Below are 12,854 nucleotides of genomic sequence, written 5' to 3'. Positions count from 1 at the left end.
CCAACGCGATGATCTCCGCCCGGAGCGGGGCCCTTCGACAGGCTCAGGGACCCAGTTCAGCGAAGGGCCAGCCGGGCTACAAGGGCCAGCCGGCCTACAGGGTGACGACCTCGCCGCCGCGCAGAGCGGAGGCCTGGGCGGCCTTCACGATCTCGACGGTGCGGATGCCGACACCGGCGTCGGGTTGCGGCTGACGCCCGGCGCGCACGGCCGCGACGAACTCCTCGAGCAGCAGGGCGTCGAGGTCGGCGCCGATCGGGTCCCAGGTCTCGCCCGCCGCGTCGTGCCCGGCCACGCCCTTCGCGAACGGGCTGACGGTGACGGTGCCGCGCTCGGCGACGACCTGCAGGGTGAGTCCGCCCCAGGTCGCCGAACTCATCGGCCAGCTCCACGAGCAGTCGATCGTGGCGATGACGCCGCTCGGGTACTGCAGGGTCACGAGCCCTCCGGTCTCGACGGCGAGGTCGCGCTGGCCGTGCAGGATGCCGTTCGACACGGCCCTCACCGACGCGGTGCGCTCACCCAGCAGGTCGTCGAGCAGATCGGCGCAGTGCACGACGTGGTCGACGAGAGCCCCGCCGCCGGCCAGCGACGGGTCGGTGAACCACGCGCGATCCTGCGGCAGCTTGCCGTTGTTGATGCCGGTGACACCGAGCACCCGGCCGAGGCGTCCGCTGCGCAGCTCGGCGATCGCGTCGCGCACGGCGGGCGCGAAGCGCACGGGGTAGGCGACCATGAGGATCACTCCGGCGTCGTCGCAGGCGGTGCGCATCGCGACGGCATCCTCGACCGTCGTCGCGAGCGGCTTCTCGCACAGCACGTGCACTCCTTCGGCGGCGGCGCGCTCGACCAGCGCCCGGTGCCGGGAGTTCTCGGCCGCGACGACGACGGCATCCGGCTTCCAGGCGAACGCCTCGTCGTAGGTCTCGACGTACGCGACGCCGAGCTCGGCGGCCAGTGCGGCCCCGCGCGGCGCGTCATCCGGCGCCGATGCCCCGTCGGGGTCGGTCGCGATCAGCTCGATGTCGGGCATCGCCGACAGGGCGTGCACGTAGCTGAGGGCGTGCGTATGCGCGAACGACAGCACGGCGATCCGCAGGGGCGTGGTCATCGGACGACCTCCTCGGTCGGCGAGGGAACAGGGGAGACGGGCGTCCCGGCGGCGATCGACGCGATCGCCGCCTCGGCGACGGCGACCGCGCGGATGCCGTCGGCCGGTGTCACCCGCGCCTCCCGCCCCTCGCGCAGCGCTGCCACGAAATCGGCGATCTCGGCGTAGTACGGGCTGTCCTGCGGCGACATCGGCGGCAGGTAGTCGGTGGCACCGGGGAGGGCTGCGGCATCCGTGCGCAGCGTGCGGTCCTCGGCGCTGTCGTATCGCAGGCGTCCTTCGGAGCCCGCGACCTCGACGCTCGTACGGAACGGGATGCCCGGGGCGACCCAACTGCCGTGGATGTGGCTGATGACCCCGTTCGCGTGCGTCAGCACGATGTGCGAGGTGACGGGAGCGGGCACGCGGTCGTCGATCGTCGGCGGGTTCTGCACCGCGAACACCTGCGACACGTCTCCCGCGAACCACAGGGCCTGGTCGATGTCGTGGATCATGAGGTCGCGGATCAACCCGCCTCCCGCGCTCTCGGAGAAGAACCACGGCGACTGCGGCGCGGCACCGGCCCGGCTGAACCGCTGCACGGCGAGAGTTCCGATGCGGCCCGCGTCGACGGCGGCCTTGATCTGCGCGTACTCGCCCATGTAACGCACGACGTGCGCGGGGAAGAGGCGCACACCCGCGGCGGCCGCGGCATCCGTCACCCGTGCGGCGTCGATCGACGTCGCCGCCAGCGGCTTCTCGCAGACGACGTCGCGGCCGGCGGCGATGGCGCGCAGCGCGAAGTCGGCGTGCGTGCTGCTGGGAGTCACGATGTCGACGAGGTCGACCAGGTCGATCAGCGCGTCGACATCGGCGACGAGCTCGAACCCGTACTCCTCGGCGATCTCCTCGGCACCCGCCAGCGAGGTCACGTAGCCCTGTGCGCCCAGCGCCCTCCAGGCGTCGGCGTGCACGCGCGAGATGCCGCCGGCTCCGATGAGTCCGACCTTCAGGGTGCTCACTTCGTCTCCTCGGGGGTGGGCGATGCCGTGTCGTGCGGCAGCGGGGTGATGGGCGGGACCGGCATGTCGTCGATGCCGTAGATGTCGGCGGCGTGCCGCTGGAAGGCGTGCACGACGGCGCCGTGCGCCGCGGCCTCACCGCCGAGGCGCGCTTCGGCGAGGGGCACCTGGAACGGCAGTCCGAGATGCCGGGGGAGCGCCTGGCGCAGTGGATCGAGCAGCTGCTCGTGCGCCGCCGACAGACCGCCGCCGATCACGATCATGGCGGGGTCGACGGTCATCGTGAGGGTCGCGATGCCGTGCGCGAGTTCCTCGATGAAGTCGTCCAGCTCGTCCTGCGCGGCACGGTCCCCGGCCCGCGCGGCGGCGAACACCTCCGCGGCCGTCGGGGCGGTGCGCCACGAGATCTGCCCGGTCTCGGTGTTGAGGCCGCGGAAGGCGAGACGGCCGATGTCGCCGGCGGCGTTGTGGATGCCGCGCCGCGGGCGCCCGCCGAGGATGAGTCCCATCGAGATGCGGTTACCCACCGAGAGGTAGATGACGTCGTCGACGAGCTGTGCCACCCCGAGGTGGTGCTCGGCGACCGCGGCGAGTCGCACGCCGTTGTCGACCGAGACGGGGCAGCCGAACGCCTGACGCAGCTGCGCACCGATGTCGGCGCCCGACCACTCGGGGATCACGACCGAGAGCACCACGCGGCCGGCGTCGTCGACCAGACCGGGGAGCGAGACGCCGATGGCCCGCACGCGGGACGAGGCGACGGATGCTCCGCCCAGTGTCTGCCGCACGTCGTCGATCACGGCCGCGAGCTTGGCGGCGCCGTCGGGGTGCGCTTCGACCCCGGGGAAGCTGCGCTGGGCGATCACGCGGCCGGCGAGGTCGGAGAGGAGCACGCGCACGCTCGCGACGCCGATGTCGACTCCGACGACGGTGCCCGCCTCGGCGTGGAACGAGTAGTGCCGCGCGGGGCGGCCGGCTCCGCCGACGCTCGCGACGGGGGCGTCGACGATCAGCCCCGAATCGCTCAGCACCGACACGGCGTTCTCGACCGAGGTGCGCGAGATCTCGAGCGACCGGGAGAGGTCGTTGACCGTCGAGGGCCCGCCATCGCGGAGCTGCAGCGCGGATCGCGCGACGATCGACAGCTGGCCTGACACGCCCATGTGCGGTCCTCTCTTCATCGACGTGGTCGGTGTGCGAACAAGTTAGCACACCGGATTCTCAGATCAGGCTCGGACGTTCTCGAGCCGGAAACACGGCGGAAACAACCGTCTGAGAACTTGTCCTTGACGAATTATCCCATCCCGATGTCATAATGAACCGTACTCAGCACGGTTCAAGCAAAGGAGCACCATGCGCGTCAGCAAGATCACCGGCGTCGTCGCGGGAGTCGCGACCGCCACCCTGTTGGCCGGATGTTCGGCCGGCGGAGGAAGCACCGCTGAAGGAGACCAGAGCATCACGGTCTGGCTCTACCCGGTCATCGCCGACGAGGCGGTGCACAAGGACTTCTGGGACTCGACGATCGAGGCCTTCGAGGCCGAGAACGACGGCATCGACGTGAACTACGAGATCTTCCCGTGGGCCAACCGCGACGAGTCCCTGCAGACGGCGATCGCCGCGGGCAAGGGTCCGGACGTCGTCTACCTCATCCCCGACCAGCTGTCGGCGTACCAGTCGTCGATCGCCCCGCTCAACGACCTGCTCAGCGAGCAGCGGCAGGACGACCTGCTCCCCAACGTCAAGGAGTCCGTCACGATCGACGGCGACATCCTCGGGGCGCCGATCCTGACCAGCGCCCAGCCGCTCATCTGCAACGCCGCCGCCTTCGAGGCCGCGGGCGTGACCGAGTACCCCGAGACCTGGGACGACATCATCGACATCGCGCCGGAGTTCACGGCGGCCGACATGTACGTGCTGAACTACCCGGCGTCGGCGGAGAACACCCTCAACCTCACCTTCTACCCGCTGCTCTGGCAGGCCGGGGGGCAGGTCTACGACGACGGCGAGGTCGGCTTCGACAGCAAGGCCGGCGAAGAGGCGCTCACCTTCATCACCGATCTGGCCGAGGCGGGGGCCCTCGACCCCGAGGCGCTCACCACCAACGTGCCGCTCGAGCAGACCGCGATCGCTCAGGGCAAGGTCGCCTGCACCTGGAACAACGGCGTGACCGAGGTCGCTCCGTTCTGGGGCGAGGAGAACGTCAAGGTGCTCGCTCCGCTCACCGATGAGAAGTCGGTGGCCTACGGCACGGTCGGTTCGCTCTCTGTGCTCAAGGGATCGAAGGCGCAGGATGCCGCGGCGAAGTTCGCCGAGTACGCCACCAGCGCCGAGGTCGTCGAGCCCTACCTCACCGCCGCCGGGTACTTCTCGGCGCTCAGCACCACCGAGCCGCTCTACGCCGACGACCCGCTCCTCGGCGAGGTCGAGAAGTACGTGCCCGACACGACGGTGGGCGACCTGAACGAGAGCTCGCGTGCGCTCATGGGCGTGCTCGCCCCCGAGATCCAGGCGGCGCTGCTGGGTCAGAAGTCCCCGGCCGACGCGCTGAAGGATGCCGCGACCGCCGCGGCCCCGCTCATCAAGTAGTGACCACGGGGGTGCGCCGCGGCATCCGCTGCGCACCCCCGTCCCTTCCCGACCCGACGTGAGGTTCTCATGACGACGGCAACCATGCCGAAGAAGCCGCAGGGCACGGTGACCCGCCTGCTCGCCCGGCGCGAGGCGCGGGTGGCGTTCCTCTTCGTGCTCCCCGCCTTCCTGCTCTTCATCGCGTTCCGCTTCGGCCCCAGTATCGCCGGCGTCGCGCTGAGCTTCTTCGACTACGACATCTCCGGTGAGATCGCGTGGCGGGGTCTCGACCACTTCCAGCGACTCGTCGCCGATCCGCTCTTCTGGCGGGCGATGGGCACGACGCTCGTCTACACCGTCTTCGCCGTGCCGATCTCCCTGGCGCTCTCGACGATCATGGCGCTGGGGGTGCGACGCGCGTTCCGCGGCGCGCGGTTCTTCCGGTCGATCTTCTTCCTCCCCGTCATCACCTCGCTCGTGCTCGCGGGCAGCATCTTCGTCTGGATCTTCTCGAGCAACGGGCCCTGGTCGCAGCTCATGGCTCCGCTCGGGCTCGGCGGCTCGTGGCTCGGCAGCACCGTGCTCGTCATCCCCGCGATCGTCGTCGTGGGCGTCTGGTCGCGGTTCGGCTACGGGATGATGATCATCATCGCGGCCCTGCAGGACGTCCCTCGCGAGCTCGAGGAGGCGGCGCTGGTCGACGGGGCAGGGGCGTGGAAACGCTTCCGCTACATCGTGCTGCCGTACCTGCGCCCCACGTTCTTCTTCCTCGCGGTGATCGAGACTACCGCCGCCTTCCAGGTCTTCGACGTCATCTACGTGATGACCCAGGGTGGGCCGGCGAACGCCAGCTACTCGCTCGTCTACCTGCTCTACGACCAGGGCTTCCGGTACTTCGACTACGGCTACGCGGCCGCGGTCGGTGTCGCCCTCTTCGTCATGACCCTCGTGGTCGCCCTCATCCAGCGCCTCGTGATCGGAAAGCAGAAATGACCGCCCTGATCCAGCCGCCCACGCAGACGCCGGTCTCGGCGCCGCCGCAGAAGCCGGCCGCCCCGCGCCGCCACCGCTCGTTCCGCGCCCTCGAACCCACCCGCATGGGCGTGGTCGTGCGGTGGATCTGGCTGAGCCTCGCCGGCATCCTGAGCTTCTTCCCCTTCTACGCGATGATCGTGCTGAGCCTCAAGCCCGGCATGGTGGTCGACCTTCCCGGATCGCTGATCCCCTGGACCGACATCTCCTTCGAGTCCTACGAGCAGGTGCTGGGCGGGCAGAACATCCTCGGCTGGCTGTTCAACACGCTCGTCTACTCGCTCGTCTCGGTCGTCGCCGTGCTGTTCCTGTCGGCGCTCGCCGGGTACGCGTTCGCCAAGAAGCGCTTCCGCGGCAAGGAGGTGATGTTCTGGTCGTTCCTCGCGATGGTGATGGTGCCGTTCCACGTCACCCTCATCCCGACGTTCATCCTGATGGCGAACCTCGGCGGCATCGACACCTACTGGGGCCTCATCCTGCCGACGCTCGCGAACGCGCAGGCCGTTTTCCTCATGCGCCAGTTCATCCAGGGGCTGCCCGACGAACTGTTCGAGGCCGCGCGGATCGACGGTGCGGGCGAGTTCCGCATCTTCCTGCGCATCGTCCTGCCGCTGTGCAAGCCGATCCTCGCGACCCTCGGCATCTTCGTGTTCCTGTGGCACTGGAACGATTTCCTGTGGCCGCTCATCATCGCCAAGTCGAACTCGATGTTCACCCTCACCGTCGGCATCTCGTCGCTGCAGCAGCAGAACGTCCCGTTGAGCACGATGCTCGCGGGGTCGGTCGTCGCGCTGCTGCCCATCTTCCTCGCGTACCTGATCGCTCAGCGCTACGTGCAGGAGGGCGTCACGGGCACCGGCATCAAGGGCTAGAGACACCAGCTGAGAAGAAGGGAAAGCACCACATGCCTCAGCGCCACTTCACCTCCGAGGCCGATCTCGAGGAGGCCCTCGCGACACCGAGCGACGCGCTCGTCGACGACCTCGCGAGCGGTTCGGGCGACCTCGTCATCCTCGGGGCCGGCGGAAAGATGGGCCCGACCCTCGCGATGCTGGCCCGTCGCGGAATGGATGCCGCGGGCCGTGAGGCCGATGCGGTCTACGCCGTCTCGCGGTTCGGCGACGCCGAGATCCGCGCGCGCCTCGAGAGGGCCGGTGTGCGCGTCGTGCCGTTCGATCTCATCGAGAACGACGACTTCTCGTCGCTGCCGGATGCCCCGAACGTGGTGTTCATGGTGGGGGCGAAGTTCGGGGCCGCGACCAACGCCTCGTGGGCGTGGGAGGTCAACGCGGCGCTGCCCGACCGGGTCGCCCGTCGCTACCGCGACAGCGCGATCTCGGTGCTGTCGACCGGGAACGTCTACCCCTTCGTGCCGGCGTCGTCGGGCGGAGCATCGGAAGAGCTCGCTCCCGCACCGATCGGCGAGTACGCGCAGTCGTGCCTCGGACGCGAGCGGGTTTTCGAGTTCGGTGCGCAGGAGCGCGGGACGAAGGTCGCGATCATCCGCCTCAACTACGCCGTCGATCTGCGCTACGGCGTGCTCGCCGACATCGGCAGCGCGGTGAACGCGGGTGAGCCGGTGTCGGTCGCCACCGCCAACGTCAACGTGATCTGGCAGGGGTACGCGAACGAGGTGGTGCTGCGCAGTCTGAACCACGCCTCCACCGACCCGTTCACGATCAACCTCACCGGCCCCGAGCTGCTGAGCGTCGAGTCGATCGCCCGCCGCTTCGGAGCGCTGTTCGACCGCGAGGTCGACCTCGTCGACGAGCCCCAGCCGACCGCGCTGCTCAGCGATGCGCGTCGGTGCATGGCGCTGTTCGGCTACCCGTCGGTGTCGGCCGAGACGCTCATCGCGATGCAGGCCGACTGGATCGCGGGCGGCCTGCCCATGATCGCCAAGCCCACCAAGTGGGCCGTGCGGGACGGGAAGTTCTGATGGCGACCTCCGCCGCGCGTACCGCGACCGTGCCGTCGCTGCGTCCCGAAGCCGCGGCCACTCTGGCCCGCGGCGCGGTGATCCCCGCGCATCCGCTCGCACTGACCGCCGATCGCACACTCGACGAGCGTCGCCAGCGCGCCCTGTCGCGCTACTACCTCGACGCCGGGGCCCGGGGCCTCGCCGTCGGCGTGCACACCACGCAGTTCGAGATCCGCGACCCCGAGCACGCCCTCTTCGAGCCGGTGCTCGCGCTCGCGGCCGAAGAGATGGATGCCCGCTCCGATCCCGCTCTCGTGCGCATCGCGGGTGTGGCCGGCGACACCGCGCAGGCGGTCGCCGAAGCCGAGCTCGCACGCTCGCTCGGCTACGACGCGGTGCTCATCAGCCCACGCGTCGCGGGTGCCGACGAACGCGCGCTGCTCGACCGCGCCCGCGCCGTCGGCGAGGTGCTTCCGCTCGTGGGCTTCTACCTGCAGACCGCGATCGGCGGACCGGTTCTCGACCGCGACTTCTGGCGCGAGTTCGCGGCGATCCCCGCGGTCGTGGCCGTGAAGGCGGCGCCCTTCGACCGCTACCGCACCCTCGAACTGGTGCGCGGGGTCGCGGCATCCGGCCGTGCCGACGAGATCGCGCTGTACACCGGCAACGACGATGCGATCGTCGCCGACCTGCTCGCGGAGTTCCACGTCGAGTCGCCCGACGGGCCGCGCACGCTGCGCTTCGTCGGCGGACTGCTGGGCCAGTGGGCCGTCGGCACGCGCGCCGCGGTCGCGCTGCTCGAGAAGGCGCACCGCGCGATGGCGGGGGACGCCGCGGCCTATCGCGAGCTGAGCCTCCTCGCCTCCGACATGGTCGACGTCAACCAGGCGGTGTTCGACCCGGGCAACGACTTCCACGGCGTGATCGCGGGAGTGCACGAGATGCTGCGACAGCAGGGTCTGCTCGAGGGCACCTGGTGCCTCGACCCCGCCGAGGGCCTCTCCCCCGGGCAGGCCGAGGAGATCGCCCGGGTACGCCGGGCCTACCCCGCGCTGAACGACGACGCGTTCATCGCCGCGCACCGCGAGGACTGGTTGCGATGAGCGCCCTCCCCGTCGTGGTCGCGGTGGTGCCCGAGGCGCTGTACGCGGAGTTCATCTCGCCCGACGATGCCGATCGCCTCGAGGGGGTCGCCGGGCGGCTGGGGGGATCGTTCGTGCGGGTGGATCGGCTGACGGATGCGCCGCTCGACGAGGTGCGCGTCGTGATCACGAGCTGGGGCATCGATCCGTTCGACGCCGCAGTGCTCGACCGGATGCCGCGACTCGAGCTCGTCGCGCACACGGGTGCCTCGATCAAGGCGTTCGCGACCGCGGAGCTGTTCGACCGGGGCGTCGTCGTCACGCAGGCGGGGGCGGGCATGGCGCGATCGGTCGCGGAGGTGTCGCTCGCCTTCACGCTCGCGCTGCTGCATCGCGTGCCCGAGATGCACAACGGGCTGCGCGGCGGCGGCTGGGACGCGGGCGTCCCGGCGCAGCACGAGATCCTCGACGCCCCGATCGCGGTGATCGGGGCATCGCGCACGGGTCGCGCCTACCTCGAACTCATCCGGCTGCTGGGCGCGCGTCCGCTGCTCGTCGACCCGACGCTCGATCGGGCCGCGGCATCCGCTCTGGGTGCCGAACTCGTCGCACTCGACGACGCCATCGAGCGCGCGCGGATCGTCGCCGTGCACGCGCCGACGCTGCCCGAGACGCACCATCTCATCGGAGGCCGGGAACTGGCTCTGATGCCCGACGGCGCCGGTCTCGTGAACACCGCGCGCTCCTGGCTCGTCGATGAGGAGGCGCTCGTCGACGAAGTGCGAGCGGGGCGCCTCAGCGCCGCGATCGACGTGTTCGACGAGGAGCCCCTCGGAGCGGAGCATCCGCTGCGCACGCTGACCGGCGCGCTGCTCACGCCGCACCGGGCGGCCGGCACGACCGAGGGTCGGCTGCGCCAGGGGCGCATCGTGGCCGACGAGCTCGATCGCTTCACTTCGGGCCGACCGCTCGCCCATGCCGTCGATCGCGCGCACTTGGCGTCGATGGCATGAAGCCGAAGACCTCTGGGGGCTCTGGGGACTGAACCGGATGTTGCGTGACGACCGCGAGGCCGCACGCCCGACCGCGGCCACGCTGCCGCAAGGAGGTACGACATGACGATCACGCACGACACCGACAGCACCACCTCGACCGCCGCGCTGCGCAGCAGACGCATGCTGCTCGCCGGGTTCGGCGCCGCCGCCCTCGGCGGTGTGGCGGCGGTCGCGGTGCAGACACCCGCGCAGGCCGCCGGCCCGGCGGCGCCGATGAGCTCTTCGGGCTCGAAGGACGTCGGCAACGCCGGTCTCGCGACCGACCTGCCCTCGCTCAAGGGCAAGGCGGGCGACCTCGTACGCACGAGCGGTTACGCGGTGCCGGGTGACGGTGGCCACGGCCTCTACCGCTTCGTGAAGAAGGACGCCCCGGCCGTGAACGGCGGCACCGTCATCGCCGCGCGGAAGGAAGGCGCGTGGGTGCTCGTGCATCACGGCGTCGTCGACTTCCGCGCGTTCGGGATCATGGACGCGAGCGTGAACGCCGATGATGCGCTCGATGCGATGGTGAACGATCCGAGCATCCACCGCGTCGAGGCGCACAGCGACCTCAACTTCGTGCGTCGGCACATCTTCCGCCGCTCGGGCATCGCCTTCGACTTCGGCAACCACCTGATGACGACCGTCGGCATCGAGAACGCCGGCAAGGACGACCCGTTCGCCGCCGTGATGTTCTTCCAGGGCGAGGTGACGGGTGCGGCGCAGGAGGCGCGCCTGAACGAGGTCGTGCCCGACCTCGGCGACGTCTTCCCGGTCGCCGATTCGTCGTTCTTCACGGTCGGCGACTGGTACGCGGCCGAGGTGAACGCGCTCGCCGGCCGCTGGGAGCGCGAGCTGCAGAGACTGGTGCAGGTGACGCAGATCGTCGACGGCACGCACATCCGCATCAACTACAAGAACGGCTGGCCGCTCGCCGCCGACCGCACGATGACCTGGCGTCACGTGCTGCCCGTGCAGGACGTGACGGTCTCGAACCTGAAGTTCCTCGGCACCGGGACCGACGAGTACACCGGGTCGCACCCCCTCGCCTTCGAGTACGCGGTGCGCTGCGACGTCGACCACATCGACGGAACCGGCACCTTCTGGCCGCTGATCCAGCGTCGCTGGAACACCTACTACTCGACCGTGAGCTGCACGCTCAAGAACCCCACCTCGGTGACCTGGGGCGGTGCCGGGTACCTGACGCAGCAGATCTACTGCCTCTACGGCTACGTCGCGAACTGCCATACGGCCAACGCGCGCCACCTCAACGACTTCACCGCGAGCGCCTACTGCCTCGTCGAGAACTGCCACGGCGACGGTGACGACCAGGGGCCGTTCGTCACCCACGGCCAGTACGAGCACGACCTCACCTACACCGGCAACTCGGGGCTCATGACCTTCGCGAACTCCGGCGCGGCGTGGGGCTCGGCGGCCAAGCGCATCACGGTGCGCAAGCACGTGTGCTCGTGGTTCGTCGCCCGCGTGCGCATCACCGACCTCACGCTCGAAGACGTGCAGGTCATCGGCAAGCCGTCGCTCGCGGGCTCCGGCATGCTGTGGATCAACGCCGACGGTGCGCAGCTGCGCGGGTGCACGGCATCCGACACGCTCATCATCACCCAGCAGTCGGATGCCTCGTCGCGGCCGAACCTCATCGAGGGCTCGCACGTCACCTTCGTCGCGGCCGGCGGCGAGCTGACGAGTGCGGCCGTCACCACCCCGGTCACCTTCGTCGACACGGTGCTCAGCGGGGTGGGCGGACTGAAGATCACGGGCCCGGGTGCCGTGACGTTCCGGGGGTCGACGCTCGTGGGAGCGGACGACGCCGCACCGATCGTGTCGCAGTCGGAGCGTTTGCGGTTCGAGGGCTCGACCCTGCGCAACGCCCGTGTGGCGGCGGCGCGGGGTGAGCGCCAGACCATCGAGGTCGCGGGGTCGGACGTCGTGAACGTCGGTGGCACGGGCCTGGCGCGCACCGGAGCGGGCGAGCTGCACGTGGCGCTGTCCGACAGCACGTTCCGCGCCGAGGGGGCGGCGACGCACGTGTCGATCACCACCGGCGCCACGCACTACCGCGCGGTCGGCAACCGCTTCGAGGGCGGCGCGATCGAACTCGGCGACGGGGCTTTCGGGTCGTCCTCGACGCTCGTGCACACCGCCAACGTCGAGTCCGGCGTGACGCGCACGGACTTCCCCGCCGCGGGCGACCGCGTCGTCGACACCGCGAACGTCACGGTCTGAGGTGCTCATGCGTGGGGGGCGCTTCGACAGGCTCAGCGACCCAGTTTCTTGCGACGGGGTCCCTGAGCTTGTCGAAGGGCCCCGCCGCGCGCAGACCTGGGTCCCTGAGCTTGTCGAAGGGCCCCGCCGCGCGCAGACCTGGGTCCCTGAGCTTGTCGAAGGGCCCCGCCGCGCGGCATCCGCGTCAATAGCGGGCCGAGAAGCCGCCGTCGGTGTGCAGGAGCTGGCCGGAGATCCAACGGCCCTCGGGCGAGAGCAGGAAGGCGGTGATGCCGGCGATGTCTCGCGGCGTGCCGGCACGGCCGAGCGGATGCATCGGGGTCAGCGCATCGCGGATCTCGTCGTCCATCCATCCGGTGTCGATCGGCCCCGGGTTGACGACGTTCGCCGAGATGCCCTGCGGGCCCAGCTCGCGGGCGGCCGAGATCACGATGCGGTCGAGTGCGCCCTTGGATGCTCCGTAGGGGAGGTTGCCGGTGGTGTGGTCGCTGGTGAAGGCCACGACCGCACCGCCGTCGGGCCCGACCTGACGCGCGAAGGCGGCGATGAGCAGCAGACTCGCGCGCGCATTGACCGCGACGTGCCGGTCGAAGCTCTCCGCGGTCGTGTCGAGGATGCCCGACTCCACGTCGTGGGCATGGCTCAGGACCAGGGCCGAGAGCTCGCCGTGGTCGCGACGCACACGGTCGATCAGGGCTTCGGGCGCGGCCGGGTCGGAGAGGTCGGCGGGGTGGTCGCCGCTGTCGAGGTCGCTGGTCACGACGGTCCAGCCGTCGGCGCGCAGACGGGGCACGATTCCCGCGGCGATGCTGTTCGACCGTGCGGCTCCGGTGACGAGTGCGAGAGGCATTCCGGAAG

11 protein-coding genes are annotated in these 12,854 nt (G+C 70.3%); 7 read left to right on the top strand and 4 right to left on the bottom strand.

Annotation, left to right across the window (positions count from 1 at the left end):
- Positions 1-94: 94 nt before the first annotated feature.
- Genes WFJ97_RS09400 through WFJ97_RS09390 form a run of 3 tightly spaced genes read right to left on the bottom strand, consistent with a single transcriptional unit; the run spans position 95 to position 3,275 of the window.
- The gene (locus WFJ97_RS09400) at positions 95-1,111 is read right to left on the bottom strand and encodes a Gfo/Idh/MocA family protein (protein ID WP_336641291.1); all 1,017 of its coding nucleotides are present in this window, start codon (positions 1,109-1,111) and stop codon (positions 95-97) included.
- Positions 1,108-2,112, bottom strand: a complete 1,005-nt coding sequence (locus WFJ97_RS09395) for a Gfo/Idh/MocA family protein (RefSeq protein ID WP_336641290.1) — start codon at positions 2,110-2,112, stop codon at positions 1,108-1,110. Before WFJ97_RS09395 ends, WFJ97_RS09400 begins: the two co-directional genes overlap by 4 nt.
- A complete protein-coding gene (locus WFJ97_RS09390; protein ID WP_247623877.1) occupies positions 2,109-3,275 on the bottom strand; it encodes an ROK family transcriptional regulator in 1,167 nt (388 codons plus the stop codon). Before WFJ97_RS09390 ends, WFJ97_RS09395 begins: the two co-directional genes overlap by 4 nt.
- Positions 3,276-3,465: 190 nt before the next feature.
- On the opposite strand from WFJ97_RS09390, the gene WFJ97_RS09385 reads away from it, so the two are divergent.
- The 7 genes from WFJ97_RS09385 to WFJ97_RS09355 all read left to right on the top strand — a co-directional run bounded on the left by WFJ97_RS09385 (position 3,466) and on the right by WFJ97_RS09355 (position 11,996).
- Positions 3,466-4,701: an ABC transporter substrate-binding protein gene (locus WFJ97_RS09385; RefSeq protein ID WP_336641289.1), complete on the top strand. Its 1,236-nt coding sequence runs from the start codon at positions 3,466-3,468 to the stop codon at positions 4,699-4,701.
- Between the two features lie 69 nt (positions 4,702-4,770).
- Positions 4,771-5,676: a carbohydrate ABC transporter permease gene (locus tag WFJ97_RS09380; protein ID WP_247633275.1), complete on the top strand. Its 906-nt coding sequence runs from the start codon at positions 4,771-4,773 to the stop codon at positions 5,674-5,676.
- Positions 5,673-6,587, top strand: a complete 915-nt coding sequence (locus WFJ97_RS09375; RefSeq protein WP_336641288.1) for a carbohydrate ABC transporter permease — start codon at positions 5,673-5,675, stop codon at positions 6,585-6,587. Before WFJ97_RS09380 ends, WFJ97_RS09375 begins: the two co-directional genes overlap by 4 nt.
- Before the next feature lie 32 nt (positions 6,588-6,619).
- A complete protein-coding gene (locus WFJ97_RS09370) occupies positions 6,620-7,654 on the top strand; it encodes an NAD-dependent epimerase/dehydratase family protein (RefSeq protein WP_247633273.1) in 1,035 nt (344 codons plus the stop codon).
- A complete protein-coding gene (locus tag WFJ97_RS09365; RefSeq protein ID WP_336641287.1) occupies positions 7,654-8,739 on the top strand; it encodes a dihydrodipicolinate synthase family protein in 1,086 nt (361 codons plus the stop codon). Before WFJ97_RS09370 ends, WFJ97_RS09365 begins: the two co-directional genes overlap by 1 nt.
- On the top strand, positions 8,736-9,731 hold the full coding sequence (locus WFJ97_RS09360) for a hydroxyacid dehydrogenase (RefSeq protein ID WP_336641286.1): 996 nt from the start codon (positions 8,736-8,738) through the stop codon (positions 9,729-9,731). The genes WFJ97_RS09365 and WFJ97_RS09360 overlap by 4 nt, the downstream gene beginning before the upstream one ends.
- Positions 9,732-9,833: 102 nt before the next feature.
- Complete coding sequence (locus WFJ97_RS09355) at positions 9,834-11,996, top strand: peptidase C14 (protein WP_336641285.1); 2,163 nt, start codon at positions 9,834-9,836, stop codon at positions 11,994-11,996.
- Between the two features lie 184 nt (positions 11,997-12,180).
- On the opposite strand, the gene WFJ97_RS09350 is transcribed toward WFJ97_RS09355, so the two are convergent.
- Positions 12,181-12,846, bottom strand: coding sequence for an SDR family oxidoreductase (locus WFJ97_RS09350; protein ID WP_247623869.1), 666 nt, complete (start codon positions 12,844-12,846; stop codon positions 12,181-12,183).
- Positions 12,847-12,854 lie beyond the last annotated feature (8 nt).

Source organism: Microbacterium sp. USHLN272, assembly GCF_037149655.1.
Lineage (GTDB): Bacteria > Actinomycetota > Actinomycetes > Actinomycetales > Microbacteriaceae > Microbacterium > Microbacterium galbinum.
This window is presented reverse-complemented; position numbering and strand designations above follow the sequence as displayed.